Origin of the sequence: Brucella sp. H1_1004, from assembly GCF_047308065.1 — a bacterium.
Classification (GTDB): domain Bacteria; phylum Pseudomonadota; class Alphaproteobacteria; order Rhizobiales; family Rhizobiaceae; genus Brucella; species Brucella pseudogrignonensis_B.
In genome coordinates, this window is the sequence record NZ_JAYKZA010000002.1 from 698,374 (window position 1) to 724,811 (window position 26,438).

Below are 26,438 nucleotides of genomic sequence, written 5' to 3' on the forward strand. Positions count from 1 at the left end.
ATAATACGGAATTTCATTTGACGAGTCTGCCCGATCTTCCCGTTACCCGCATTCTGCCGCAACTCGACGCCGCCTTTGCCACCCATGCAAGCGCGGTTCTGGTTGCCCCTCCCGGCGCGGGTAAGACGACGCTGGTGCCGCTGCATTTTTTAAATGCAAGCTGGCGCGGCGACGGCATCATTGTGCTGCTCGAACCGCGTCGTCTCGCCGCCCGCGCCGCCGCCCGCCGCATGGCGCAGTTGCTCGGCGAAGAGCCGGGCGAAACAATTGGCTATCGTATGCGCCTTGAAAGCAAGGTCTCGGCCAAGACCAAAATCCTTGTCGTCACTGAAGGCGTTTTCGCGCGGATGATCCTCGACGATCCCGATCTCAAGGGCATCGCCGCTGTTCTGTTCGATGAGTTTCACGAGCGCAGCCTCGATGCAGATTTTGGTCTGGCGCTGGCGCTCGATGTGCAGGCCGCTTTGCGTGACGACCTCAAGATACTCGTCATGTCGGCAACGCTGGATGGTGCGCGGGTCGCCTCACTTTTGGGCGATGCGCCCATTATCGAAAGCGAAGGCCGGGCTTTTCCCGTCGATATTCGCCACCGCGACCGCAAACCTGACGAACGCATCGAAGATGCGATGGTGAAAGCCATTCGCGAAGCGCTGGCCGATGAAACCGGCAGCATCCTTGCCTTTCTTCCCGGTCAGGGCGAGATTGAACGAACGGCTGGAATTCTGGAAAAGTTTCTGCCTGCCAATATCATTCTGGCCCCGCTTTATGGCGCGATGGAAGGCCGTGATCAGGACGCGGCAATCAAGCCAGCGCCCGCAGGTCATCGCAAGGTTGTGCTGGCAACATCGATTGCCGAGACTTCCATCACGATCGATGGCGTTCGGGTTGTGATTGATAGCGGCCTTGCCCGCCTGCCAAAATATGAGCCTGCGACTGGTCTGACCCGTCTTGAGACCGTGCGTACTTCGCGTGCAAGTGCTGATCAGCGCGCTGGTCGTGCAGGTCGTACCGAGCCGGGCATCGCCATCCGCCTCTGGCATCAGGGGCAGACGGCTTCGCTTCCGGCTTTCTCACCACCAGAAATTCTGGAGGCCGATCTTTCCGGCCTTGTGCTTGATGCGGCTGCATGGGGCGTGACCGATCCGGCAACATTGTCTTTGCTCGACAAGCCACCATTGCCCGCGCTCAAAGAAGCCAAGGCATTGCTTAGCCGGCTTGGTGCGCTTGATGATGCTGGACGCCTGACAACTGACGGTGAGGCGATGCGCTCGCTCGCCCTGCCTGCACGCTTGGCGCATATGGTGGCGGAAGCGGGCAAACGCGGCGAGGCTTTGCGGGCGGCAGAGCTTGCCGTTCTTCTAACCGAGCGTGGTCTTGGCGGCAATGAAACCGACCTCGACACGCGCATGTCGCGCTTTCGCACTGATCGTTCCGATCGTGCCCAGCGTGCCAAAGGGCTGGCGAAACGTCTGGCTGCAAATGTGCTGAGCAAAGGTGAAGCTGCCGGTTCCAGTGTTGGTCGAATGTTGATTGATGCTTATCCAGACCGCATCGCGAAGGCGCGCGGCCAAACAGGGCAATTCCTGTTGGCCAATGGCCGTGGCGGCGAAGTCGATCCCGCTATAAGCCTCAGCCGTGCGCAATGGCTGGTGGTGGCCGATATGTCGGGCAAAGCAGGCCGCGCACGTGTGCTCTCTGCGGCTGAAGTCTCTGAAATCGAGATCCGTGCCGCACTTGGCAACAAGATCGAAAGCGGAAGACAGGTTGTCTATGACGCGGAAAAGAACGCTTTGCGGGCGCGTGAAGCTGTTCGCATCGGTGCAATCGCTTTGTCGGAAAAGCCGCTTGCCGCCCCTTCCGGTGTGAGCGCCGATGAAGGCGTGATCGCTGCAGTGCGCGAGCATGGTTTGCAAATCCTGCCATGGGGCAAAGAGGCCGAAATTCTGCGTCGTCGCTTGGGCTGGCTTTATCGCGGTCTTGGTGATCCGTGGCCGTCTATGGATGACGACAATCTTATTGAGCGTCTTGATGAGTGGCTTTTGCCATTTCTTACCGGTGAAGCGCAGCTTAACCGTATCCCGGCCCATGCGCTTAAAAATGGCCTGATGAGCCTTGTGCCTTTTGATATGCAGCGAAGCGTTGATAAACTGGCGCCAACACATTTTACCGTTCCGACCGGCTCGAATATTCCAATCCGCTATGATACTGAGGAACCAGTCCTCGCGGTGCGTGTGCAGGAGCTATTCGGCCTTGGTATCCATCCGGCCATTGCAAATGGCAAGGTTCCGCTTTTGCTGGAACTGCTTTCGCCTGCCCACCGCCCGATCCAGATCACGCGTGATCTGCCGGGCTTCTGGCAAGGTTCATGGGCTGATGTGCGCACGGATATGCGTGGGCGTTATCCGCGTCATGTCTGGCCGGAAGACCCGGCCAATGCGCAAGCCACCAGCCGCGCAAAGCCACGCGGCACTTAAGCATGTAGAACGACGCTCACTTCGTCTTCATCGCGTATGTCGAGATGATTGCGTATGCGCTTATCGGAGATCAACTCCAGACAGTCATGCATGTGTGATCCAATGCGCCGAAAAACCCAAACTGGCATCGACCGTGACTTAGCGTAAAGCGTTGCTCGCCATGCTTGCCCCATGCCTCGACGCGGCTTGAAAAACTTACGCCGCAGGCTGTTATTTTTAATTCTGTCTTGTGGGATCACCAATGTCGGCGGAACCACCCCACGATCCAGCGCCTTCAATCTGGTACGGGTGCTTTTCAGTGCCTCGGGAAATTCCACAATTTGAACATTGAGTGATCCGGTGGCAAATTCTTCCGGCCAATCAACGGGTGAATTGGCCAAATTTTGCTTTCCCGGAATGATCAGCTCGGAATGTCTTCCAAGCCCCGAAGATATCTTCCCCCTGAAGATAACCATGCCTGCCCTCCTACGCGTGTTACAGGCCATCGTAAATTATTCACAAAATTGACACAATTTAATCACGCCCATCCTGACGGCAATGTGATTGCGCTCCAAATCCCCATAAATGCAGGGGTATAGCCTATTGCTTGTTAAGCTGCGACTGGATGACACAGTTCTGCTTGCATGAATATTTGCGCTGTCGCATAAGGGGCCGAAGGCGGCTCGCTTTGTCCAGCGCATTGGATATGCATTCTCAACGCAATTCCGTCTTGAAATTTGGTGAGATGTTTGGGAGTGGCCATGCACGCAGAGTTCGATAATCGCGCTTCCAATCTTTCACGCAGACCGCGCCTCACCACATTGGTGCGCCTGCGCTGGCTGGCCATTGCAGGGCAGACGGCAGCCGTCATGTTTGTGGCGCTTTATCTGCAATTTAGCTTCTCGATCAGTATTTGCCTTGCGTTAATCTCAGCTTCCGCATGGCTCAATCTCTATCTCGCCTTTCATTTTCCAAACAATCATCGTCTCAATCCGTCCGCCGCCAGTATCGTGTTGGCCTTCGATGTTCTGCAACTGGCAGGATTACTGTATTTAACGGGTGGCGTGCAGAATCCTTTCATCATTCTGATGATCGCGCCGGTTATCATCTCTGCGACTTCACTTTCAGTCCGGCACACGCTGGGGCTAGCCTTGCTGGCCGTGTTCTGTACTTCGTTCTTGATATTCTATCACCGCCCATTGCCATGGTATCCGGGTGAGACGCTGGTACTGCCATTTCTCTTTGTGGCAGGCATTTGGTGCGCGATTGTTTCGGCGCTCGGTTTCACCGGTGTCTATGCCTATCGTATTGCGGAAGAAACGCGTCAGCTGGGCGATGCCCTGACCGCGACCGAACTGATTTTGCAGCGCGAACAGCACCTGACCGCGCTTGATGGGCTTGCCGCTGCTGCTGCGCACGAGCTTGGCACGCCGCTCGCCACCATCACGCTGGTGGTTAAAGAAATGCAGCGCACTTATTCAAAAAAGGCGGATAGCGATCCTGCACTGGCAGAAGATATTGCGCTGTTGCAATCCCAGGCCGCGCGGTGTCGGGAAATCCTGCAACGTCTGACCAGCCTTTCTTCGGAAAACGAAGAGCATATGTCACGCTTGCCGTTCTCCTCACTGATCGAAGAGGTGATCGCGCCGCATCGCAACTTTGGTGTCGCGCTTGATGTTTCCAAGCTTGATGGGCCCAAGCCTGAACCTGTTGTACGGCGCAATCCGGGTTTGCTTTACGGCCTTGGTAATCTGATTGAAAACGCCGTTGATTTTGCGCGCAATGAGGTCAACGTGACATGGGGTTGGACGGACACCAATGTCACTGTTCTCATCCAGGATGATGGTGAAGGTTTCAAACCAGAGATTCTTGACCGAATCGGTGAACCTTATATGAGCAGCCGTGATGGCAGTCAGAATGGCGGCGGTGGGCTTGGTCTGGGACTTTTTATCGCAAAAACCTTGCTTGAACGCTCTGGTGCACAAATCAGTTTCAAAAATCGCAAAAATCCTGGCCAGGGAGCCGAGGTGAAGGTCGTTTGGCCACGTTCTGCTTTCGCTCTAAGTTGATGAATATGCTGGATAATCCATCTTTCGCTATCAAAAGAATTGGCGAGCAATAAAGGGTCCATCTAAAATCATTTTTATATGGAAAACCTAAAAAAGACTTTGCGAAAACAACAGTTTGCCTTGTTTCTATTTGTCAATTTTTTGCAAGGATTGCTTCAACAATTCAATGGCTATTTGACTTTTTGACGCAGGGGTATCAATAAAGGAACAAAAATACAGGCAGGAAGCACCCCATGGAAGACTTGAAGCAGGAAGACACCGAAGCCATTGGCAACGATCCAACCCTTCTTCTGGTTGATGATGATAAGCCTTTCTTGCAGCGCCTTGCTCGCGCCATGGAAGGTCGGGGCTTTCAGGTGACAACTGCGGAATCCGTTGAAGAAGGCATTGCGGCTGCAAAAGCTGCGGCACCTGCTTATGCTGTGGTTGATATGCGCTTGGGTGACGGAAACGGGCTTGATGTGATCGAAGCCATCCGCACACGCCGCACCGATACGCGTGCGATTGTGCTCACCGGCTATGGAAATATTGCAACTGCGGTGAACGCCGTAAAGCTTGGCGCTATTGATTATCTGTCCAAGCCTGCCGATGCGGATGAAGTGTTTGCTGCTTTGACCCGACGTCCAGGTGAAAAAGTCGCCCCGCCAGAAAATCCGATGTCGGCTGATCGTGTTCGTTGGGAACATATCCAGCGCGTCTATGAGATGTGCGAGCGCAATGTTTCCGAAACAGCGCGTCGTCTCAATATGCACCGCCGTACTTTGCAGCGCATTCTGGCAAAGCGCGCGCCTCGTTAATCAATATCGGTCTCCGGCACGTCTACACCTGCAAGCTCTGCCAGCGTTAGCCGCGCAGCACCTGCTCTGGCAAAGCGCAACATCAGCGCTTTGCGCGATGCACCGGAAAGCTTGTGTTCCGGTGCATCGCGCAGAATTTCTGCGCCATAGCCATCCGATAAAATGAAGCCGCAATCCTGCGGGAAGATTTCCCTTGGCACCGAAGGATGTGTCGCAAAAAACAGCCGGTCACAGTAAGCTCGATAGTCTGGCCACTTTCGGTCAGCCTTCCAGTCTTCAAGGGAAGATTTGATTTCCACGATCCATATTTCGCTTTTGCGACTGACGGCAATCAGGTCTGCGCGTCTGCCGGACGCCAGAGACAATTCCGGCAAAGTTGCCAGCCCCATTTCCAGAAACAGACGCTGGACGCCGCGACGGACAAGCATCGCATTTTCGGATTGTCTTCCGTCCGAAAGTGGATGCGTTTTATGGGGAATCACGATGGGCATAAATGCACTTTAACGCTCAAAAACCGCATATTTCAAACGAATAAGCCTGAAAACCTGCGACATTCCAGTGTTGAGAATTTGGAAAAGACGGCGGAAAAATGGCATAATCATGGATTTTTCAATTTACGGTTAACGGCTGGTTAATATTCCTTCGTCAAGCTTGCGGGGGAAATGAGCGATTCGCTCCTGACGATGGACCATCTCACCCTGGGAGAAATTTATGAAGTTTCGCGCCTTGCAGCTGACGGCAGCTCTTCTTCTTGGTGGCGCCCTTGCTGGCTGCTCCACAGTTGGCGGCACGTTCTATACAGCGTCCTATTCTTCTGTCACGGATGCCGGTTATACGATCCCCGCAATTCCAAATGAGAAAATTCCGCAGCAATATCGCCGTCAGATCGTCAAGTATCAGACCAGCGAAGCGCCGGGCACAATCATCGTCGAAACCGGCGAAAAGTTCCTCTATCTCGTGCTCCCGGACGGCAAGGCCATGCGCTATGGCATCGGCGTTGGCCGTGAAGGTTTCGGCTGGAATGGGACTGCACGTGTTGCGATGAAGCGTGAATGGCCGACATGGACACCGCCTGCACCGATGATTAAGCGCCAGCCGGAATTGGCGAAATATCGCAACGGTATGGGGCCGGGCCTCAAGAACCCGCTCGGCGCACGCGCACTTTATCTTTACAATAAAGGCGGCGACACTGGCTATCGCATTCACGGAACACCAGAGTGGTGGTCGATTGGGAAGGCTATGTCGTCGGGCTGCGTTCGCATGATGAATCAGGATATTCTTGATCTTTACGAGCGCGCCGAGCAGGGCGCCAAGGTTATCGTCCGATAATAGCAGATATGAAAAAGGCCGCTGAAAAGCGGCCTTTTTTTGAATTCAGTTCAGATTAAATTTGCTCAACCTGCTGAACTTCCGGCACGAAATGGCGCAGAAGATTCTGAATGCCGTGCTTGAGCGTCGCGGTCGATGATGGGCAGCCAGAACAGGCACCCTTCATATGCAGAAACACTGTGCCGTTTTCGAAACCGCGGAATGTGATGTCGCCACCGTCCTGCGCCACAGCTGGGCGGACGCGGGTTTCAATCAGTTCCTTGATGGTTTCAACGATTTCCACATCGGCTTCATCAAAAAATTCTTCTTCACCGTGCTCGTCGCCTGCGCCAGCTGCAGCGTTGCCTGCCATGACATCGGCACCTGACATGAAATGTTCCATGATCGTGCCGAGGATTGCTGGCTTCAGGTGCTGCCACTCGCCGTCATCCTTGGTTACTGTAATAAAATCAAAACCAAAGAAGACGCCGGTTACGCCGGGAACGGCGAAAAGCTTGGCCGCAAGCGGTGATGTATTACCCGCACTCGCCGCATCGCGGAAATCAGCTGTACCTTCAGGCATCACGACCTTGCCGGGCAGAAACTTGAGGGTTGCCGGGTTGGGCGTAGTCTCGGTCTGGATGAACATGTCCGTTCTCCGCTTTCAATATCAGAAATTTTTCGTAAGCATGGATACGCGTGCAGGCAGGTTTTGCCAAGAACGGTCCTACATAATCTGTCATCAATATAGGGTGATTATGTCACCGCATCAATGTCTTCATCTGAAAGGCCGGATGGAATCACGGTCACGGGGATCTGAAACTGGGCGCGGTTGGCCAGAGATTGCACGAGAGGGCCGGGACCTTCATTGCCCGATCCTGCTGCCAGAACCAGAATGGCAATATCCTGATCTTCTTCGATAAGACTCGGTAGTTCTTCGGTTATACGGCCTTCACGAATGATCAGTTCTGGTTCAATGCCCTGTTCTTCGCGCACTTTCGCAGCAAATTTCTCGAGCGTAGAACGGGCACGTTCCTCAGCTTCAGCACGCATGATCTCGCCAACGCCGAGAATTTGCTGGAAGTCTGAATTGTCGATGACAAAGAGCATCACGAGAGCGCCACTTGTGTTTTTTGCACGGCGCGCGGCATAGGTAACGGCGCGCCAGCATTCCGGCGTCTCGTCAATCACGGCAAGAAACTTGCGTCGGTGGCCGGCTTCCCGGCTAAGTCGTTTTGATACCATGGCGATAATGTGGCATTGCAAAGCGCTACCCGCAAGCGGGTAGCGCTGTAATTTAAAGAGGACTTGCTGAGATTTTGCCTATGGCGTGCCGAAAATTGTGATCAACGAGCACCGGAGCACAGAAGATCGCAATTTGCAGGACGCTAGAGCCGGAATCTAGTCCTGCAGCCAGCCGATAATATCCCGCACATGGCGCATATTGGTTTCGGCAATCGCACTTGCACGCTCGCCACCATCTTTCAAAACGTTGTCGATATGGGCAGGATCAGCCACCAGACGGCGCATTTCGTGGGTGATCGGCGAGAGTTTTGAAACAGCCAGATCAGCCAGAGCTGACTTGAATTCGGAGAACTGACGTCCACCAAACTCGCGCAGAATGTCTTCCTTCGATTTTGACGAAAGGGCTGCATAGATGCCGACGAGATTATCAGCTTCTGGGCGACCTGTGAGGCCATCAAGTTCCGTTGGCAGACCATCAGAATCAGTCTTGGCCTTGCGGATCTTTTTGTTGATGGTTTCTTCGTCATCGATCAGGTTGATGCGCGACAGGTCCGACGGGTCGGATTTCGACATTTTCTTGGTGCCGTCACGCAGCGACATGATACGCATGGCCGGACCCGAAATCATCGGTTCGGTCAGCGGGAAGAAGCCAGAAACCTGTTCATCTCCCACCTGCATGTCGACGCCGATGCCAAGCGAGGCAATACGGTCGGAATAGTCGTTGTTGAACTTCTGCGCGATATCGCGTGTCAGTTCCAGATGCTGCTTCTGGTCTTCACCCACAGGCACATGCGTTGCGCGATAAAGCAGAATGTCGGCAGCCATCAGGCTTGGATAAGCGAAGAGACCAAGCGATGCATTTTCACGGTCTTTGCCAGCCTTGTCCTTGAACTGCGTCATGCGGCTCATCCAGCCGATGCGCGCCACGCAGTTGAACACCCAGGCAAGCTCGGCATGCTGGCGCACGCGGCTCTGGTTGAACACGATGCTACGCTTGGGGTCGATACCCGCAGCCAGAAACGCTGCCGTCACTTCGCGGGTCGACTGGATCAGTTCGGCCGGATCAGGTGAGACGGTCAGCGCATGCATGTCGACCACACAGTAGATGCATTCCTGCGTCTCCTGAACCTCGACCCACCGCTTGATGGCACCCAGATAATTGCCAAGGTGAAGGTTTCCGGTCGGTTGAACGCCGGAGAAGACAAGCGGTTTGAACGTGCTCATGATTATATCCTGATGTTGGCCTTCGCCGGTGGAGAGCGAAGGTGTTTGATGACTTGCCTTTTCGCAGAGCCACAATCCGCTTTCAAGGAGAATTATGTGTCTGTACCGGCTTCCTTCTTCGTGCCACCGCGCTTGATGCCTCGTCGGATCATCGCCGTGTTCGCGCCACCAAGCCCAAAGGCCAGCGCAAAATAGACGACCATCGCCGCTATAACCATGGCCGCAAGAGTTCCGGCGCGTACGCCAAAGGACGACGCTGATGAAAGCTCATGCGCAAAATAGCCGATGGCAAAATGAATGCCAGCCGCCATCACCCCGGCTGCAATCAGCAATCGCGGAATACGGGTGAGCAGCGGAATATCATTGCCCCAATGACCACGCTTTATCAGCATTGCAAAGAGCAATGCGGCATTGATCCAGCCCGCTGTGATCTCTGCAATGGCGATGCCGGTTGGTCCCATACGCGGAAACAGCGTGAGGGCGAGGGTTATATTCATCGCAACCGAAATGGCTGCAAAGATCATGGGTGTGCGGGTGTCTTCGCGCGCAAAGAAACCCGGAAGAAAAGCTTTGATCAGCACATAAGCTGGCAAGCCGATGCCATAAATCGCCAGAATGCTGGAAACAACAAGTGTTGATTCTGCGCTGAACTGCCCGCGCTCAAACAACAGTCGGACAATCGGCTCTGACATGACCAGAAGGGCCGCCGCAGCCGGAAGTGTGAGAAACAGCGTGAATTCAACCGAGCGGTTTTGCAGGTTTGATGCTTCTTTCATGTGCCCACCGCGCAAAGCACGTGAAAGCTCGGGCAGCAGCACGGTTGCAACTGCAATACCAACCACACCAAGAGGCAGCTGGTATATGCGGTCGGCATAAACGAGCGAGGAAACTGCACCCTCCATACCCGAGGCGATATTGGTGTTGATCAGCAGATTGATCTGCGTGATGCCACCAGTGATTGCGGCTGGAAATGCGAGAACAAGCAGACGTTTGACGCCGGGCGTCAGACGCGGGCGCCGGAACCCGATTTTGATACCTGCGACGCGGACATCGATCCAGACGATGGCGAGCTGCACCAGACCTGCCGCCATCACACCCCATGACAGCGCATAGCCGACGGCGAGCGCGTCATATCCTTGCCACCAGGTGAAGGCGAGAACCGCAATGAGAATGATGTTGAGAAAGACCGGCGCTATGGCTGCCGCGAAATAACGATGCAGCGAATTGAGCATTCCCGCCATCATTGATGCCAGCGACATACAGGCAAGATAGGGGAACATGATCACGGCGAGCCGCACGGTATTGTCAAACTTGACCGGGTCATCGGCAAAGCCCGGCGCAATGACGGTGCGTACGATAAACGGCATGGAGAGTTCCATGGCAATCGTAATGAACATCAGAACCGTGAAGAGGACGCCGAACACCTCTTCCGAAAAGCGACGCGCGCCGTCTATGCCATTGTTCTCAATCTCTTTTGCAAACAGCGGCACGAAGGCAGCGTTGAACGCGCCTTCGGCAAACAGTCTGCGGAACGTATTTGGGAACCGGAAGGCCGCATTGAACGCATCCGCGACCGGCCCTGTCCCGAGTGCCGCTGCCATAAACATTTCACGCGTGAAACCGAATATACGGCTCATCAGCGTGCCAGAGGCAACGGTTGCAAACTTTTTGACCAAACTCATTCGATTGAAATACCTATATTATGCTGCTGCGCGGCCATTGGTCTTAGCGGTATTTTCGCCACTAAGGACGGCAGTAAGTTTGCGTCTGATATTGCCCTGCCGCGTTGCGTTTGAAATTTTGTGGCCGACGAGATCAGTAACATAGAAGCTGTCGATCACCTTTTCCCCGAACGTGGTGATATGGGCCGAAGCAATATCCAGTGACAAGTCAGAAATAAGGCCCGTCAATTCTGACAAAAGGCCGGGGCGATCAAGCCCCTCCACTTCAATCACGGTGAATTTGTCGGAAAGTGTGTTGTTTATTTCCACACGCGGCTCGACTTTGAATGCCTTTGCGCCGCGTTTTGGCTTTGTTCGTTTGGCCAAAACATCGGGCAGATGCGCTTTGCCGGACAGCACATCCTCAATCACCTTGCCCACACGTTCGGCACGACGGCGTTCGTCTTCGTCGGTGTCAAACTCGCGGCTGATCAGAATTGTGTCAAGCGCGCGTCCATCGCCGGTTGTGAAAATCTGCGCATCAACAATATTGCCACCAGCCGCAGCACACGCGCCGGTGATGATCGATAAAAGGCGCGGATGATCGGGCGCAAGCACGGTGATTTCCGTGACTGCTTCAAATGTATGCGGCTTGGCCATGGTAGCCAGCGCACGATCGTTGCGGTCTGCTTCGCGGATGAAATGCGCGTGGCGCACCTGATCATCAAGGCTGACCGTGAGGAAATAATTGGTGTAATGCAGGCCAAGATAGGCGTTGCGTTCGGCTTCTGGCCAGTCACTCAATTTTTCGGCCAGCGCTGCCCGTGCCTGCCTGTCGCGATCTGCACGCGGAAGTTTTGAGAAGCCACCCGTCAGAACCAATTCGGTTTCAAAGAACAGCGTGCGCAGCAGCTGGCCTTTCCAGCCGTTCCAAACACCGGGACCCACACCCTTGATATCGCAGACCGTCAGGATCAGCAGAAGCTTCAGCCGTTCCATCGTCTGAACCGTATCGGCGAAATCGACAATCGTTTTGCGATCATTGAGATCGCGTGACTGCGCAATCATGCTCATGGTCAGGTGTTCGCGCACCAGCCATTCGACGGTTTCAGTTTCGGATTTAGAAAGGCCGAAGCGCGGGCATAGTTTTTTGGCAATGCGTGCGCCGGCAATCGAATGATCTTCGGGGCGTCCCTTTGCAATATCATGGAGCAGCATTGCCACATAAAGAAGATTACGGTCGCGTTTGAGCGTGGAAATCAGTTGATTGGCAAGCGGATGCTCGTTTTCGAGATCGCCATGCTCAATCTCGGAAAGCACGGCAATGCAGCGCAGCAGATGCTCATCGACAGTGTAATGATGATACATGTTGAACTGCATCATCGCGACGATCTTGCCAAAATCCGGGATAAATTTGCCCAGCACGCCCGATTCATTCATGCGCCTGAGAATGAGTTCGGGATTGCGCGGCGAGGTCAGCACTTCGAGAAACAGCCTGTTGGCTTCCGGATTTTCACGCAGGTCCGCATTGATGAGTTTCAGCGAGCGCGTGAGCTGTTGCATGGCATCGGGATGAAATTCCAGCCCGAGCTTATCGGCCAGATGGAAGATGCGGATAATGTTGACCGGATCGCGTTTGAACACATCAGCATCAGCAATATTGATGCGATGATTTTCAGAGATAAAATCGTTTGTACCAGCGAGCTTGCGCTTGCGGTTGGAAAAGGTCAGGAAGATGCGATTAAAGCCCGGAACATGCTTGGCCTGCTGTTCTTCGAGCGCAGCACAAAGAATGCGCGTCAAATCGCCCACATCTTTTGCCACGAGGAAATAATGCTTCATGAAGCGTTCGACATAGTTCTGGCCGGGATGGGCTGTATAGCCGAGACGCTGCGCGATTTCCGGCTGAATGTCGAAGGAGAGGCGTTCTTCTGCCTTCAGCGTTGCAAAATGCATATGGCAGCGCACGGCCCAGAGAAAATCTTCCGCCTTGTTGAAAAGCCTCAGCTCCGCGCGTGACAACACGCCGAGCTTGACGAGTTCTTCCTTGCTTTTGACGCGGTAGAAATATTTGGCGATCCAGAACAGCGTATGCAGATCACGCTGACCGCCTTTGCCTTCCTTGACATTCGGCTCGACCAGATAGCGGGTTTCACCTGCCTTACGATGACGGTTATCACGCTCGGCAAGCTTGGCCTGAATGAATTCTGGGCCGGTATCCTTGACGACTTCTTCGTCAAAACGTGTGACGAGAGAGCTGAAAAGATCGCGATTGCCGATGATAAAACGCGCATCCAGAATGGCGGTGCGGATGGTCATATCTTCGCGCGAAAGGCGAATGCACTCGTCGATATTGCGGGTGGAATGGCCGACTTTCAGCCCCATATCCCACAGCATATAGAGCATATATTCCGCAACCTGCTCACCCCACGGCGTCTGCTTGTAGGGAAGCAGAAACAGAAGGTCGATATCAGACCCCGGCGCCAGTCCGCCGCGCCCATAGCCCCCCACAGCCACAATCGCCATGTTCTCTGCTTTGGATGGGTTGAGTGCCGGATAGACTTTTGTGCTGGTGAATTCAAAAAGCGCGCTGATCAGCGTGTCCATCAGATAAGAAAGACGCCTGGCACAAAGCGTGCCACCACCATCCTTCATCAGCATGTTTTCGGCGTTGCCCCGGCCGCGTACGAGCGCATCTTTGAGCGCATGCAAAACCACTTTGCGAACGGGGAGGCTTTGGTAGCTTTCGTCAGCTGAGTCCGCGAGCTCGTTAATCTTGCGACGCAATGCGTCTGGATTGACGATGTCTTCAAGCTTCAGGTCGTGTGCGCTCATTCGGCTCGTGTGTCCGGCTTGCCATAGCGCCGTGCGTCCGTTTGGACGCACAAAAGACGCTATGCATTGTTGAATTTACGTCGCGTGCTTTGCAAAGCACGCGACGTAAGAGGAAACTGATAGAACTATCCTATAGCCGGTTTTAAATTGTATGAATATTCAAAAGAAAAGGCCGGGCATTGCCCGGCCTTTATTATTCCAACTGGTTTGTTCAGTTGCCAGCATTATAGGCGGCAATGGCCGCCATATTGACGATATCGGTATCTTTGGCGCCGATGCTGACGATCTGCGCTGGTTTATCGAGACCAACGAGTAGCGGGCCGATAATCGTCGCGCCGCCCAGTTCCTGAAGCATATTGGCTGCAATCGATGCCGAGTGATTGTCAGGCGTGACGATGACATTGGCCGGACCGGACAGGCGGATGAAAGGATACCGTTCCATCAACTTTGGGTTCAGCGCCACGTCAACACTCATCTCGCCGTCAAATTCGAAATCGACATGACGCGTATTGAGGATGCGCACGGCTTCCTGAATACGCGTTGCGCTTTCGCCGCCCATATGACCGAAGGTCGAAAATGCGGTGAGTGCAACACGCGGCACATAGCCCATTCGGCGTGCCATGCCTGCGGCTTCAACAGCGATATCGGCAAGTTCTTCGGCCGTTGGCTTTTCGTGCACGGCAGTATCCGCGATGAACACAGTGCGGCCACGGCAGAGCGCAATGGAAACACCCACCAGACGATGACCCGGCTTTGAATCGATCACACGGCGCACATCTTCAAGGCCTGTTGCATAGTTACGGGTGATCCCCGTCACCATGCCATCTGCATCGCCCAGGGCAACCATACACGCCGCAAAATGATTGCGGTCATTGTTGATCAGGCGATGGCAATCGCGTGTCAGATAGCCTTTGCGCTGGAGTTTTTCGTAAAGGTAATCCGCATAGACCGAATTGCGGCTTGAAAGACGCGCATTGATCACTTCAATGCCCGGTCGGTTGAGGTCAAGGCCAGCTTCCTTGGCGGTTTCAGCCACACGTTCTTCGCGGCCCACCAGGATCGCCGTACCAAGGCCCTGATTGACGTAGGAAACAGCAGCACGCATCGTAGGCTCTTCTTCGCCTTCGGCAAACACAATGCGCTTTGGCTGACGGCGCACGCGCTCATAAATGCCGCGCAGTGTGGAGGCAATTGGATCGCGACGGGCGAGCAGTTCCTGCTTATAGCCCTCAATATCTTCAATCACGCGCCCGGCGACCCCGGTTTCAATCGCCGCTTTTGCAACAGCTGCCGAAACGGTTGCCAGCAAACGCGGATCGAACGGAACTGGAATGATATATTGCGGACCAAAACGCGGACGGCTGCCCTGATAAGCGGCAACCACATCATCCGGTACGTCTTCACGTGCCAGTTCCGCAATCGCGTAAACCGCTGCAATTTTCATCTCGTCATTGATCGTGGTTGCACGCACATCGAGTGCGCCACGGAAAATATACGGGAAACCGAGAACATTGTTGACCTGGTTCGGATAGTCCGAACGGCCTGTGGCGACAATGGCATCGTCACGCACTTCGGCCACGTCTTCCGGTGTCACTTCCGGGTCCGGATTGGCCATGGCGAAGATGATCGGATTGGGTGCCATCGAGCGCACCATTTCCTTGGTCAGAGCGCCCTTTGCCGAAACGCCGAAGAAAATGTCCGCATCTTTCATCGCGTCTTCAAGCGTGCGCTTGGACGTTTTGATAGCATGGGCCGACTTCCACTGGTTCATACCTTCTTCACGGCCCTGATAGACGACGCCTTTGGTGTCACAGAGGGTGACGTTTTCGGACGGGAAGCCGATGGCCTTGATCAGCTCAATACAGGCAATGCCTGCCGAGCCAGCGCCATTGCAGACGAGCTTGGTATTCTTGATGTCGCGACCCGTCAATTGCAGCGCGTTGATCATGCCTGCTGCGGCAATGATGGCTGTGCCGTGCTGATCATCGTGGAAAACCGGAATGTCCATCACTTCGCGCAAGCGCTGTTCGATGATGAAGCAATCTGGTGCCTTGATGTCTTCGAGATTGATGCCGCCGAAGGATGGGCCGAGATAGCGCACGGCATTGATGAATTCATCAATGTTTGTCGTATCGACTTCCAGATCGATGGAATCCACATCCGCAAAGCGCTTGAAGAGGACGGCCTTGCCTTCCATGACGGGCTTTGAAGCCAGTGCACCCAGATTGCCAAGACCAAGAATGGCGGTGCCGTTGGAAATGACCGCAACCAGATTACCCTTGGCCGTATAATCATAAGCGGTGGCAGGGTTTTCGGCGATAGCCTTGACTGGTACTGCGACACCCGGCGAATAGGCCAGCGACAGGTCGCGCTGCGTGGTCATTGGTTTGGTGGGATTGATTTCCAGCTTGCCCGGGCGACCGTGAGCGTGAAAGTCGAGCGCTTCCTTCTCACTGGCTGTGGGTGTGTGTTCTGGCGTGTTGCCCTTCGGCGTCGAGACTGGCATGTTCCCTCCGGTTTCTTCTGCGGGACGATTTCGATAACGCCAGTCCGCGGGAGTGTAAACAACGCATTTTGGAATAGATATTGATCCGAAAAAGCATGATATCGATATTATTATGTCTTTAAATGGATTTAAATCGCAATAAATGAAGGTTTGGCATGGAAGCGAAGGTCGAAGAAAAACAGTTGGAAGCGGGTGAAAATATCACGCAGGAAACCGCTGTTCGCCTCACGCCCATGATGGAACAGTATATTGAGATCAAAGCTGCGAATGTTGATTCGCTGCTTTTCTATCGTATGGGCGACTTTTACGAGCTGTTCTTCGACGATGCGGTTGAAGCCTCCAAAGCGCTGGGCATCACGCTGACCAAGCGTGGCAAGCACCTCGGTGACGATATTCCGATGTGCGGTGTGCCGGTTCATGCTTCCGATGACTATCTGCAAAGACTGATCGCCAAAGGCTATCGCGTTGCGGTGTGTGAACAGATTGAAGACCCGGCGGAAGCCAAGAAACGCGGCTCGAAATCGGTGGTCCGCCGCGATGTGATCCGGCTGGTAACCCCCGGTACCATCACCGAAGAAAAGCTGCTTGATCCGTCAGAGGCCAACTATCTGATGGCGCTGGGCCGCACCAAAGGCGACGGCGCGTTGGCCCTTGCATGGATCGATATTTCCACCGGCACATTCCGTGTGTCGGAAACGAGCGAAGACCGGCTTTTTGCCGATGTTGCGCGGGTGGACCCGCGTGAGTTGATCGTGGCGGATACGGCATTTCATGATGCTGAGCTGCGTCCGACTTTTGATCTTATCGGCAAGGCGGTCATTCCCCAGCCTGCAACCCTGTTTGACAGTGCTGCTGCTGAAAATCGCATTCAGCGCTATTTCAATGTGGCGACGCTGGATGGCTTCGGGCAGTTCAGCCGTTCCGAACTTTCCGCCATTTCGGGTGCCATTGCCTATATTGAAAAGACGCAGATTGCTGAGCGTCCACCGTTGATGCGGCCTGAACGCGAGCAGGAGGGCGGCACGATTTTTATCGATCCTGCCACCCGCGCAAGCCTTGAACTGGCCCGCACCATGTCGGGCAATCGCGAGGGCAGTCTGCTCAAGGCCATTGACCGCACAGTGACGGGCGGTGGTGCGCGGCTTATTGCCGAGCGTCTGACAGCACCTTTGACTGATCCCAAAGCGATTGCGCTGCGTCTTGATGCTGTTTCGTGGTTTTTAAGCGAACAATCGCTTTGCGAAGGGCTGCGGCTGGAGCTGAAAGGCGTGCCGGACATGCCGCGCGCACTGTCGCGTCTGGCGGTTGGTCGCGGTGGTCCGCGTGATCTGGGTGCTTTGCAGCGGGGTTTTGAAGCCTCTAACGGTATCGCTTCGCTTCTGGAAGGCGTGCTTTTACCGGATGAACTGGCAGCAGCACGCGAAGCCATTGAGACATTACCGGTAAGTTTTGCTGCCCACATTGATCGCGCCTTGGCAGATGAAATGCCATTATTGAAACGCGATGGCGGCTTCGTGCGCGAGGGCTATAACACAGAACTCGATGAAATGCGCGCGCTGCGTGATCAGTCGCGGCGTGTCATTGCTGGACTTCAAGCCGACTATATCGAGGAAACCGGCATTAAAACGCTGAAAATCAAGCATAATAATGTACTTGGTTACTTCATTGAAGTGACGGCCAATAATTCCGGCACCATGACCGATACGGTCGAAGCAAAGGGCCGCTTCATCCATCGCCAGACCATGGCCAATGCCATGCGCTTCACCACCACCGAACTGGCCGAGCTGGAAAGCAAGATCGCCAATGCCGCTGATCGGGCGCTTTCCATCGAGCTTGCAATCTTTGAAGAACTGACTGCCGAAGCAGTCAGCCATGCCGATAGCATCCGTGCTGCTGCTGCAGCACTTTCTGTTTTCGATGTGTCTGCTTCACTCGCAGTGCTTGCCGATGAGCAGGGCTATTGCCGTCCGCTGGTCGATGACAGTCTGTCTTTCAACATCGTCGCTGGCCGTCATCCGGTGGTGGAGCAGGCGCTGCGCCGTCAGGCTGCCAATCCGTTTGTGGCCAATGATTGCAATCTCTCACCGCAATCAGATGGCGGAAATGGAGCAATCTGGTTGCTGACTGGCCCGAATATGGGCGGTAAATCGACCTTCCTGCGCCAGAATGCGCTGATTGCGATCATGGCGCAGATGGGGTCGTTTGTGCCTGCGGGTTCTGCGCAGATCGGCGTAGTGGACCGCTTATTCAGCCGGGTTGGTGCATCGGATGATCTGGCGCGAGGCCGTTCGACCTTCATGGTGGAAATGGTTGAAACCGCCGCTATTCTCAATCAGGCGGGCGAACGCTCGCTGGTCATTCTCGATGAGATTGGTCGCGGTACGGCAACCTTTGACGGGCTTTCGATTGCCTGGGCGGCGGTTGAATATTTGCACGAGAAGAACCGCTGCCGCGCATTGTTCGCAACCCACTTCCATGAAATGACGGCACTTTCTGAAAAGCTCGACCGGCTGTCGAATGTCACCATGCGGGTGAAGGAATGGGACAATGATGTCGTGTTCCTGCATGAAGTGGCAAAGGGGGCGGCGGACCGTTCTTATGGCGTGCAGGTTGCGCGTCTTGCTGGGCTTCCCGAAGCTGTCGTCAACCGTGCACGCGATGTTTTGCATCAGCTCGAAGCCGGTGAAAGATCGGGCAAGGCTGACAAACTGATCGATGATCTGCCGCTGTTTTCAGTCGTGCTGAAACAGGAAAAGCCAAAGCCGCAAGCGAGTGCAAAAGACAGCGAGTTGTCCAAGGCTGTGGCTGACATCAGCCCGGATGAGCTGACGCCGCGTGAAGCGCTTGAGCTGATTTATAAGCTCAAAGAATTGGCGGGCAGAGCGTAAAATCAAAAAGGCGAAGCTGGTGCTTCGCCTTTTTATTTATACAAAACGATTGGCATCCGCACCGTAATAGGTGATGTAACGGCTGGAAATGCGCTCAATCGGCAGGATGATGAAAACATCTGTTGTGCCAAACGCTTCATCGATCACCGCGCCATCACCGATCATCGCACCAAGGCGCAAGTAACCCTTCACCAGTGGCGGCATCGAGAACAGCGCAACCTTGGTGTTGATCGCTTCTTTAGGCATCAAATCCATTGGCTGATAGCGATGTGGCAGCGCGCGAACATCCCAATCAGGCGTTGCACGGCAATTCTGATGCAGGAACGACAGTCCCAGCGCATGTGCAGCCGGCACGGCTCCATGGAACGATGCACAGCCAAACATCACATCAATCGAATGACGACGGCAATAGGCCCATGCACCCTGCCAGAGCAGCTCAACGGTACGCTTGGAGCGGTATTCCGCTTTAACGCAGGACCGGCCAAGCTCGAGAAGTCTCAAATCAGGGCGCGAAAGCGCGAGACGCTGCACGTCATATTCATCTGCCGAATAAAAACCGAGCGCTTTTTCGGCCTGTTCGCTGCGCATCAGGCGATAGGTGCCAACGATCTGCTGGTGTTCAGGGACAGGAAGGGCAGTGTCATAAACAAGAAGATGATCGCAAATGGCGTCGAAGCGGTCTGCATCTCTCAGTTCAACTTCTTCAATGCTTTCCTTGCGGGCACCCATTTCTTCGAAGAAGACGCGAAAGCGCAACTCCTGCGCCGCTTCTATGGCATCGCGGGAGTTGGCCAGCCGAACTTCAAGCGAACCGATGCGTCCCAGAACAATGGGATCGCCATTGGTTGCGAAGAGTGCCTGCTGTGCTTCTATACCCGACATGATCGTATCATCGATGATTTGCTGGCTCATTCCAAGCAGAGTTGACATGATGATTCGCTCCTGATCCTGTTATTCACGCATTCCTGAATGGATTGCTGCGGTAAAGGATGATTTGTTCCATACCCGCCATAGCAATAAGCACTGAGTGCTACGCGAGGATGACAGAAGCGTGTCACCAATGTGTCAAAAGGTTTGAACCGAACTTATCCCCTTCAAAAAACTGTTAAATTTGAATTCAAACTAAGCGAAAGCCCCTGTGCAATCAAGACTTTCGCCTGGGCTGCAAAAAACAACCAACAAAAATGGTTAGCGTGCTGCTTTTTCGCGCCGCCATCCAAGAAATTCTTCCAGAATGATCAGTGCCGCACCGATGGTGATAAATGTGTCCGCCAGATTGAAAACAGCAAAAGACCACGTCGGCAGATGGAACAGGATATAATCGACCACATAACCATTCATCACGCGGTCGATCAGATTACCAATCGCACCGCCCACGACAAGCGCAAAGCCATAGCGCGCAAAGATGCGATTGGATGGATTGGTCCACCAGAGATAGAGCACGAAAACAATGACGGCTGCGGTAATCGCGACCAGTCCCCAGTCGTGCAGCCATGCCAGCATCGAGAAGGCGATGCCCTCATTATGTGTACGGAAAAGCGCAAGAAACGGCAGAATATCAATCTGCTCGTGATAGCCCATCCGGGTTTCAACGAGATATTTGACGCCCTGATCGATCAGAACCGCAAAGAAGACAACGAAAAACGATGACAGGACGGCATGGCGCTTCATCCGCTGGTTCTTTCATCAAGGGTGAGGGCATCGCGGCGAATTTCATAGAGCATGACGCCGGTGGCAATCGCCAGATTAAGCGAATCGGCGCGACCAGCCTGCGGAATACGCGCAAGCTTGTCACAGCTTTCGGCCAGACTATCCGGCAGTCCCTGCTGTTCATTGCCCATCATCAGAATGACCGGTTTTTTGACATAAGGAATGGTGCGATAATCGACAGCACCTTTCAGATGCGTGCCGACGAGAAGCCCCGCAAAGCCTTTGCGCCAGTTGAGAAACTCGGATTCCGTTGTCTTATAGAGCGGCAACGAGAAGACCGAGCCCATCGTTGCACGCACGGTTTCCAGCGAATAAGGATCGGTGGTGTCGCCAATCAGGATAATGCCTTTGGCACCAACCGCGTCGGCCGTGCGGATGACGGTGCCAAGATTGCCCGGATCGCGCACACGATCAAGCGCTATGTAAACATCGTTCCCTTTTGGCTTGAGGTTTGCAAGCTGCTGATATTGCTGCTCGAAAACACCGACCACCATCTGCGGATTATCGCGGCGGGTGATCGCAGCCATGATCTTTTCGGTCACTTCCAGCACCAGTCCGCCCTTGGCAAACGTACGGGCCGCAACCTGCTCAACCATTTTGTTGCCCTTGCCGGATTTGGCAAAAACAAGCGTCTTGATACGCCAATCCTGTTCAAAAGCATCAATAACGAGCTTCAGACCTTCGGCCAGAAACACGCCCTGCTGGTCGCGGAATTTTTTCAGTGCGAGCGAGCGGAGGTCTTTGACAATTGGATTTGTCAGGCTGGTGACTTCTTTTACCTGACCGACGCGTTGGCCTGAATGCTGGCCCGAATGTGAATTGCCGCTTTTGGAAAAATCGTCGTCTCGGCTCATTTTGCTACCCAGCGGCTGAACATGGAGGTGGAAAGCGCACGCTTTGAGGCACGTTCGCGAAGAATAAGTTCGCCCGATTCGACCGTTCCGCCAAGCCCGGTGAAGCGGTCGCGGACCAGTTCATGAATGGCAAAAAAGGAAGCGCGGATCGAATAGGCGGTCAGAATGACGGCCAAAGCTTTTGGCGAAAGGATTGCACGGCAGGTATCGACCATCGCAGGCAGATGTTCGAACAATTGCCAGACTTCACCGTTCGGGCCACGGCCATAAGCGGGGGGGTCAAGCAGGATGATGTCATAGGTGCTGCCGCGGCGCTCTTCGCGCTGCACGAACTTCATCGCATCTTCGCAGATCCAGCGGATTGGCTTGTCGGAAAGTCCGGCCATGTCCTGATTTTCGCGTGCCCAGACGATTGCTTTCTTCGATGCATCGACATGGGTGACCTCAGCGCCAGCGCGTGCAGCGACCAAGGAAGCTACGCCAGTATAACCAAACAGATTGAGCACTTTTACGGTGCGACCCGACTTGGCTGCATCACGAATAAGCTTGTCCATATAGGACCAGTGTGCGGCCTGTTCCGGGAACACGCCGACATGACGGAACGATGTGAAACGGCCATGAAATGAAATGCCGTCATGCTGCATCGGCCATGTTTCGCCGAGTTGCTCACCAATCGGCAGCTTTGGAAATGCCCAGCGGCCCATGCCTTCTTCATCGGTATTGCCGGTAAAGACTGCGTCGGCTTTGTCCCATTCGCCTTTGTCGAGGCTTGGAAGCCAGATGGCCTGACCTTCCGGGCGGATGATGCGATAGGGGCCGTATTGTTCGAGCTTGAGACCATCGCCGCTATCAAGCAGCGCATAATCATCTGATGGCTCAGTTTCCAGAATGACAGGCGCACGTTCGCCGGGACGCTCGCCTTGATACGCTTTGATTTCGCGTTGGGGCGCAGCAACGTGCTTTTCTTCAGCGGGCTTAACAGGTGCCTTAGCGAATTGCGGGCGTGGCTTTTTAAAGAACGTGCCCTTGTCGTCAGGCTTGTTCCCTTGTCTTGAAGCCGAACGCGGTTCTTCATGCTTTGCGCGGCCTGAACCGCGCTGCTCTTTACCGCCTGTTGGCTTTTTGCCTTTTCCTTTTGGCGCCTTCACCCGAAACTCCGTTTATTATTTTGGGTTTAGGTAGGGCAAATGCTGCCAGAACGAAAGTGAAAAAACGAAAAGCCGCAATCAGACCTTGGTGAGAGTGTTAGACGCGTGGCGTTTTTCGGCTGATTCGGCGCGTTCGAGAAGCTGTGAGGCTTCTTTTTTATAATAGCGACCACGACGGCGGTGCTTGCCTTGCGTGAGCCAAGTCACGGCAGCACCAATCAACGCGCCGAGGATGAGCGCGCCAAACAGCCATATAAACAGCGGCGCCTGATAGGTCAGTGCTGGATTGCCGGGATTGAACGGATCAATTGTCAGGCCAATCGTTTGACGATTGGCCACCGACAAGGCGATCAGGATGATCGCTAGCGGCACAAGAATGACAATTGTTACGACGCGCTTTGCCACCATGACAGATCAGATGGCGCCGTTGAGACGGTCGCGCAGTTCCTTACCCGTCTTGAAGAAAGGGACCCACTTTTCTTCGACGTCCACCGTGTCGCCGGTGCGTGGATTGCGACCACTCCGTGCTGGTCGGTTTTTCACCGAGAATGCGCCAAAGCCGCGAAGCTCAACGCGATTCCCTTCAGCAAGGGCGGTTGTGATCTCATCAAAAACCGCTCCAACGATGTTTTCAACATCGCGCTGGAAAAGATGCGGATTACGGCTGGCGATAATCTGAACGAGTTCTGATTTGATCACGGCTTTTAACCCCTGTGGTTATGGTGTCCAACAAACGGACTCAATTATTTGCCGGGTTGTTGCCCGGCTTTCCGTCAACGTGCCAAACGGAGAGAAGTCCGTCAAGGAAGATACGATCTTTAGCGATTTCATTAAGTAATCCATTGGCTTCCTGAGGCAAGCCCAGAAGTTTTGCGCCAGCATGAATAATGAGATCGCGCAGCGAAAATCCGGTGTCTGCGCTGACCGGCTTCCATTCAAGTTTCGGCAGATCTTTGGAAATGCCTTTGCTTGTCAGCCAATCAATCGCTTCCTGCTCTCCGCCCAACCCGTCAATCAGCTTTTTCTCCAGCGCCTGACGGCCCGTGAAAACTGCACCATTGGCGAGCGCCAGCGCTTCTTCATGTGTGAAAGAGCGGCGTTCTTGTACAATGCCGACAAACCAGTCATAGGAATCCATGATCATGCTGCGGATCATAGCTTTGGCTTCTTCGCTGGCCGGGCTGAAATAGTTCGGCTCTGCTTTGAGAGGAGAAGACTTGATAGCCTCAACCTTCACCCCAATTGTATCAAGCAGTTTTGACAGATCGGGATACTGGAACAGCACACCTATCGAGCCGACAATTGAGGTTTGATGCGCAATAATATGGTCTGAGCCAGCGGCAATCATATAGCCGGCAGAAGCCGCAAGTGTACCAACTTGGGTGACGACTGGCTTGTTTTTGGCGATTCTGCGCACGGCCTCATAAATTGTTTCGCCACCAACGGTGGTGCCGCCGGGAGAATCAAGAATGAGGATTACGGCTTTCACATTGTCGTCATCGGCAATCTTGTTCAGACGCTTGAGAAGCTCTTCATTCTCAAAAATAGTGCCTTCGATGCGCACTTTCGCAACATGCGGCGTGGCAAAATTTTTGCCGCGCATGGAATAGGAGGCGATGCCAGCGATCAATAGAGCCAGCAGAAGGAGAAACGCGACGCGCCAGACAGTCAATTTACGGCGTAGCTTGCGTCTTTCGATCAGGGCTTCGGCATCTTGAGCCATTCGGTTGGTCCATCCATTCAACAAAGACGATAAATAATAATTGATGCCTTTTAATATATGGTTCGCAATTGGGGAAGGTGGCGCGCTTCCCTTGTGCTCGGGCTGGAGACTATAAACAAATTTAGTTTTATGTTAACAAGGAATTGATCAGGCTATCAGTTAGTTCTGAAAAGACCAGAATATGTGGTTTTTCCAGTGTCTATGCCTGTTTTGCATGGCAGGTGCGTTGTTTTGTGGTCTGTAACAGGCTTGAGTAGCAGGCTATTCAACCCCAAATAAGTCATATTGAGCCGAAATAGCATTCGACGAAAGATGTTGATCCTAAGATTTTCGTAACCAGTTGAGCAATAAAGCGAGCTCAAAGGCTGACGAAAAGCCTGAAACGATTGAAAGATACTATGAGCGTTGACACACCACATATACATGTTTCGCGAGGAGCTGCCGCGGTAGTTTCTGAAAGCGCGGGCATGCGTTTTGGCGCGTCTGAAAAGGCAGCCTCAATTTTTCGTGCTGCCCAACGTCATTCGGTCCGCGTGCGTGTGCTCAAGATTGCTTTGCCTGTTGCTGCTGTCGCGCTTGGCGCAGTCTTTTCCTGGTATACATTTCTCGCGACGCCTGCCACGCCTGTAAAGGTCGAAGTGAACAATGGTGGCGAGAGCGGTAAGCTTGTTATGACTAATCCGCAGCTTAATGGTTATACGAAGGATAATCGCCCTTACTCAATGGTTGCTTCAAAAGCTGTGCAGGATGCCAAGAATAGCGGTTCGATTGCGCTGGAGGGCATTTCTGCAGAGCTACCGGTTGGCGAAAAGGGCAACGCGAAGATTGAAGCTGCATCCGGTGTTTACGATAATGCAAATGGTCGTTTGCAACTTGATAAGGATTTTACTGTTACCACTGATGAAGGCTTACATGCCGTCATGCGTAACGCAGATGTCAATCTCAAAACTGGGCAAGTGAAAACCGACAAGCCTGTTGATATCCGCAATGGTAATACGCAGATCAGTGCTGATACTATGCAGATCAAAGAGAGCGGTAAGGTACTCATCTTTGAAAACAAAGTGCGTGTAGTGATTGACGGTGATGCAGTTTCAGGTGACAAAACGCCCGAAAGTGATCACGCGGGTTAGTTTCCAAAAAACAAGCGGACATTCGTGGCGCGTTTTTGGAGAATTGTGATCCGGGTTTTGCGCAGTCAGATATTTTATCTGGCTGCGTTAAGTTTAAGATCAGGGCCTATGAATTATGGTCTGATGTATGGTTTTGAAAGGTTGATCGACTTTTCAGAACGGTTTAAGCGTCAGACAGTTATGAATTGCGCTGGACCTGATCCCAAGGTGGGTCTTTAGGGGAAGTAAAAGCGATGGAACGCGAGACGGGCACGATGAAAAAGAGCTTGAAGACCCGCACGTTGCGGATGGGATTTGCGGCTTTGGCGCTCGGTCTTGTTGTTGTATCCGGTGTAGCGTCGGCTCAGGAGGGCCAGCAGGTTCCCTTCGGTAGCCTCAAGCTCTCTGATGGCAAAAACCCTATAAAGATTGATGCCGACAAACTTGAAATGCTCGACAAAGAAGGCAAGGCTATTTTCACAGGCAATGTTGCTGTGATGCAGGGCGATGCGCTTTTAAAATCCGGCAAGATGATCGTCTTTTATAACAAGGATGCACAGGGTGAAGGCGGTAAGCCCGCTGGTGGTACTGCCGGGCTGAGCGGTTCCGGCATTGATCGCCTCGAAATCAGCGGCAAGGTTTATTTGAAATCCGGTACGCAGGTCGCGACGGGTGATACCGGCACTTATGACGGTAAAAGTCAGGTCATGGTTTTGCAGGGACAGAAAGTTGTCCTTACTGACGGCGATAATGTCGCTACCGGTTGCAAGCTGACAGCCAATATGGGCACCGGCAAGGCTTTCCTTGAAAGCTGCAAGGGCCAGAGCAAGGGTCGTGTTTCGATCATTATGTCGCCCAAGGATCAACAGCAGGGCGGCGCTGCGCCCAAATCGAATTAACCGGAGCGC

At 53.7% G+C, this 26,438-nt stretch carries 22 protein-coding genes; 7 read left to right on the plus strand and 15 right to left on the minus strand.

Annotated elements, in window-relative coordinates:
* Positions 1-17 precede the first annotated feature (17 nt).
* Positions 18-2,474 carry an ATP-dependent helicase HrpB gene (hrpB, locus tag U2P60_RS10560; RefSeq protein ID WP_413572545.1) on the plus strand — a complete coding sequence of 819 codons (2,457 nt, stop codon included), beginning with the start codon at positions 18-20 and terminating at the stop codon, positions 2,472-2,474.
* Here hrpB and U2P60_RS10565 read toward each other — a convergent pair.
* Complete coding sequence (locus U2P60_RS10565) at positions 2,471-2,854, minus strand: hypothetical protein (protein ID WP_413572547.1); 384 nt, start codon at positions 2,852-2,854, stop codon at positions 2,471-2,473. The two genes, hrpB and U2P60_RS10565, sit on opposite strands and share 4 nt — an antisense overlap.
* A 360-nt stretch (positions 2,855-3,214) precedes the next feature.
* Between U2P60_RS10565 and U2P60_RS10570 the strand changes: the two genes are divergently transcribed.
* Together U2P60_RS10570 and regA are read left to right on the plus strand one after the other, a co-directional pair.
* Entirely contained in the window at positions 3,215-4,522 is a 1,308-nt protein-coding gene (locus tag U2P60_RS10570) for an ActS/PrrB/RegB family redox-sensitive histidine kinase (RefSeq protein WP_313827780.1), read from the plus strand.
* Between the two features lie 233 nt (positions 4,523-4,755).
* Positions 4,756-5,319 (plus strand): global response regulator transcription factor RegA, encoded by a 564-nt coding sequence (gene regA / locus U2P60_RS10575; protein ID WP_313827781.1) that lies wholly within the window; start codon positions 4,756-4,758, stop codon positions 5,317-5,319.
* Here regA and U2P60_RS10580 read toward each other — a convergent pair.
* Complete coding sequence (locus tag U2P60_RS10580; RefSeq protein WP_413572549.1) at positions 5,316-5,810, minus strand: MmcB family DNA repair protein; 495 nt, start codon at positions 5,808-5,810, stop codon at positions 5,316-5,318. The two genes, regA and U2P60_RS10580, sit on opposite strands and share 4 nt — an antisense overlap.
* A gap of 220 nt (positions 5,811-6,030) precedes the next feature.
* Here U2P60_RS10580 and U2P60_RS10585 point away from each other — a divergent pair, with 220 nt between their 5' ends.
* On the plus strand, positions 6,031-6,648 hold the full coding sequence (locus U2P60_RS10585) for a L,D-transpeptidase (protein ID WP_313827783.1): 618 nt from the start codon (positions 6,031-6,033) through the stop codon (positions 6,646-6,648).
* A gap of 55 nt (positions 6,649-6,703) precedes the next feature.
* Here the strand turns inward: U2P60_RS10585 and U2P60_RS10590 are convergent, their stop codons facing one another.
* From U2P60_RS10590 to U2P60_RS10615, 6 genes are all read right to left on the minus strand, one after another.
* Complete coding sequence (locus U2P60_RS10590; RefSeq protein ID WP_313827784.1) at positions 6,704-7,276, minus strand: NifU family protein; 573 nt, start codon at positions 7,274-7,276, stop codon at positions 6,704-6,706.
* A 107-nt stretch (positions 7,277-7,383) separates the two neighbouring features.
* Positions 7,384-7,872, minus strand: coding sequence for a universal stress protein (locus U2P60_RS10595; RefSeq protein ID WP_313828589.1), 489 nt, complete (start codon positions 7,870-7,872; stop codon positions 7,384-7,386).
* A 156-nt stretch (positions 7,873-8,028) separates the two neighbouring features.
* Positions 8,029-9,096, minus strand: a complete 1,068-nt coding sequence (gene trpS, locus U2P60_RS10600; RefSeq protein ID WP_413572552.1) for a tryptophan--tRNA ligase — start codon at positions 9,094-9,096, stop codon at positions 8,029-8,031.
* 92 nt (positions 9,097-9,188) lie between these two features.
* Positions 9,189-10,778, minus strand: a complete 1,590-nt coding sequence (gene murJ / locus U2P60_RS10605; RefSeq protein ID WP_413572554.1) for a murein biosynthesis integral membrane protein MurJ — start codon at positions 10,776-10,778, stop codon at positions 9,189-9,191.
* Between the two features lie 18 nt (positions 10,779-10,796).
* Positions 10,797-13,592 (minus strand): [protein-PII] uridylyltransferase, encoded by a 2,796-nt coding sequence (locus U2P60_RS10610; protein WP_413572556.1) that lies wholly within the window; start codon positions 13,590-13,592, stop codon positions 10,797-10,799.
* Positions 13,593-13,803: 211 nt separating this feature from the next.
* Complete coding sequence (locus tag U2P60_RS10615) at positions 13,804-16,098, minus strand: NADP-dependent malic enzyme (RefSeq protein ID WP_413572558.1); 2,295 nt, start codon at positions 16,096-16,098, stop codon at positions 13,804-13,806.
* A gap of 155 nt (positions 16,099-16,253) precedes the next feature.
* Here U2P60_RS10615 and mutS point away from each other — a divergent pair, with 155 nt between their 5' ends.
* Positions 16,254-18,986 (plus strand): DNA mismatch repair protein MutS, encoded by a 2,733-nt coding sequence (gene mutS / locus U2P60_RS10620; protein WP_413572560.1) that lies wholly within the window; start codon positions 16,254-16,256, stop codon positions 18,984-18,986.
* Positions 18,987-19,022: 36 nt separating this feature from the next.
* Here mutS and U2P60_RS10625 read toward each other — a convergent pair whose 3' ends face one another.
* The 7 genes from U2P60_RS10625 to sppA form a co-directional block, all read right to left on the minus strand.
* Positions 19,023-19,916 (minus strand): GNAT family N-acetyltransferase, encoded by an 894-nt coding sequence (locus U2P60_RS10625; RefSeq protein WP_313827793.1) that lies wholly within the window; start codon positions 19,914-19,916, stop codon positions 19,023-19,025.
* A 258-nt stretch (positions 19,917-20,174) separates the two neighbouring features.
* A complete protein-coding gene (gene lspA, locus U2P60_RS10630; RefSeq protein WP_413572563.1) occupies positions 20,175-20,657 on the minus strand; it encodes a signal peptidase II in 483 nt (160 codons plus the stop codon).
* Positions 20,654-21,550: a TrmH family RNA methyltransferase gene (locus U2P60_RS10635; protein ID WP_413572564.1), complete on the minus strand. Its 897-nt coding sequence runs from the start codon at positions 21,548-21,550 to the stop codon at positions 20,654-20,656. Before U2P60_RS10635 ends, lspA begins: the two co-directional genes overlap by 4 nt.
* Positions 21,547-22,698 carry a class I SAM-dependent methyltransferase gene (locus U2P60_RS10640; protein WP_413572565.1) on the minus strand — a complete coding sequence of 384 codons (1,152 nt, stop codon included), beginning with the start codon at positions 22,696-22,698 and terminating at the stop codon, positions 21,547-21,549. Before U2P60_RS10640 ends, U2P60_RS10635 begins: the two co-directional genes overlap by 4 nt.
* Positions 22,699-22,776: 78 nt before the next feature.
* Complete coding sequence (locus tag U2P60_RS10645) at positions 22,777-23,106, minus strand: lipopolysaccharide assembly protein LapA domain-containing protein (protein ID WP_413572567.1); 330 nt, start codon at positions 23,104-23,106, stop codon at positions 22,777-22,779.
* Positions 23,107-23,112: 6 nt separating this feature from the next.
* Positions 23,113-23,397 (minus strand): integration host factor subunit beta, encoded by a 285-nt coding sequence (locus U2P60_RS10650; protein WP_250039129.1) that lies wholly within the window; start codon positions 23,395-23,397, stop codon positions 23,113-23,115.
* A 40-nt stretch (positions 23,398-23,437) separates the two neighbouring features.
* On the minus strand, positions 23,438-24,421 hold the full coding sequence (gene sppA, locus U2P60_RS10655) for a signal peptide peptidase SppA (RefSeq protein ID WP_413572569.1): 984 nt from the start codon (positions 24,419-24,421) through the stop codon (positions 23,438-23,440).
* A 398-nt stretch (positions 24,422-24,819) separates the two neighbouring features.
* Here sppA and lptC point away from each other — a divergent pair, with 398 nt between their 5' ends.
* Together lptC and U2P60_RS10665 are read left to right on the plus strand one after the other, a co-directional pair.
* Positions 24,820-25,551, plus strand: coding sequence for an LPS export ABC transporter periplasmic protein LptC (gene lptC, locus U2P60_RS10660; protein ID WP_413572570.1), 732 nt, complete (start codon positions 24,820-24,822; stop codon positions 25,549-25,551).
* 233 nt (positions 25,552-25,784) lie between these two features.
* Positions 25,785-26,429: an LptA/OstA family protein gene (locus U2P60_RS10665; RefSeq protein ID WP_313827800.1), complete on the plus strand. Its 645-nt coding sequence runs from the start codon at positions 25,785-25,787 to the stop codon at positions 26,427-26,429.
* Positions 26,430-26,438 lie beyond the last annotated feature (9 nt).

Excerpts from the sequence above, each read along its gene's own strand:
- U2P60_RS10570 (WP_313827780.1), top strand. The coding sequence starts at position 3,215 with ATGCACGCAGAGTTCGATAATCGCGCTTCCAATCTTTCACGCAGACCG.
- regA (WP_313827781.1), top strand. The coding sequence starts at position 4,756 with ATGGAAGACTTGAAGCAGGAAGACACCGAAGCCATTGGCAACGATCCA.
- U2P60_RS10580 (WP_413572549.1), bottom strand. The coding sequence starts at position 5,810 with ATGCCCATCGTGATTCCCCATAAAACGCATCCACTTTCGGACGGAAGA.
- U2P60_RS10585 (WP_313827783.1), top strand. The coding sequence starts at position 6,031 with ATGAAGTTTCGCGCCTTGCAGCTGACGGCAGCTCTTCTTCTTGGTGGC.
- U2P60_RS10590 (WP_313827784.1), bottom strand. The coding sequence starts at position 7,276 with ATGTTCATCCAGACCGAGACTACGCCCAACCCGGCAACCCTCAAGTTT.
- U2P60_RS10595 (WP_313828589.1), bottom strand. The coding sequence starts at position 7,872 with ATGGTATCAAAACGACTTAGCCGGGAAGCCGGCCACCGACGCAAGTTT.
- trpS (WP_413572552.1), bottom strand. The coding sequence starts at position 9,096 with ATGAGCACGTTCAAACCGCTTGTCTTCTCCGGCGTTCAACCGACCGGA.
- murJ (WP_413572554.1), bottom strand. The coding sequence starts at position 10,778 with ATGAGTTTGGTCAAAAAGTTTGCAACCGTTGCCTCTGGCACGCTGATG.
- U2P60_RS10610 (WP_413572556.1), bottom strand. The coding sequence starts at position 13,592 with ATGAGCGCACACGACCTGAAGCTTGAAGACATCGTCAATCCAGACGCA.
- U2P60_RS10615 (WP_413572558.1), bottom strand. The coding sequence starts at position 16,098 with ATGCCAGTCTCGACGCCGAAGGGCAACACGCCAGAACACACACCCACA.
- mutS (WP_413572560.1), top strand. The coding sequence starts at position 16,254 with ATGGAAGCGAAGGTCGAAGAAAAACAGTTGGAAGCGGGTGAAAATATC.
- U2P60_RS10625 (WP_313827793.1), bottom strand. The coding sequence starts at position 19,916 with ATGTCAACTCTGCTTGGAATGAGCCAGCAAATCATCGATGATACGATC.
- lspA (WP_413572563.1), bottom strand. The coding sequence starts at position 20,657 with ATGAAGCGCCATGCCGTCCTGTCATCGTTTTTCGTTGTCTTCTTTGCG.
- U2P60_RS10635 (WP_413572564.1), bottom strand. The coding sequence starts at position 21,550 with ATGAGCCGAGACGACGATTTTTCCAAAAGCGGCAATTCACATTCGGGC.
- U2P60_RS10645 (WP_413572567.1), bottom strand. The coding sequence starts at position 23,106 with ATGGTGGCAAAGCGCGTCGTAACAATTGTCATTCTTGTGCCGCTAGCG.
- sppA (WP_413572569.1), bottom strand. The coding sequence starts at position 24,421 with ATGGCTCAAGATGCCGAAGCCCTGATCGAAAGACGCAAGCTACGCCGT.
- lptC (WP_413572570.1), top strand. The coding sequence starts at position 24,820 with ATGAGCGTTGACACACCACATATACATGTTTCGCGAGGAGCTGCCGCG.
- U2P60_RS10665 (WP_313827800.1), top strand. The coding sequence starts at position 25,785 with ATGGAACGCGAGACGGGCACGATGAAAAAGAGCTTGAAGACCCGCACG.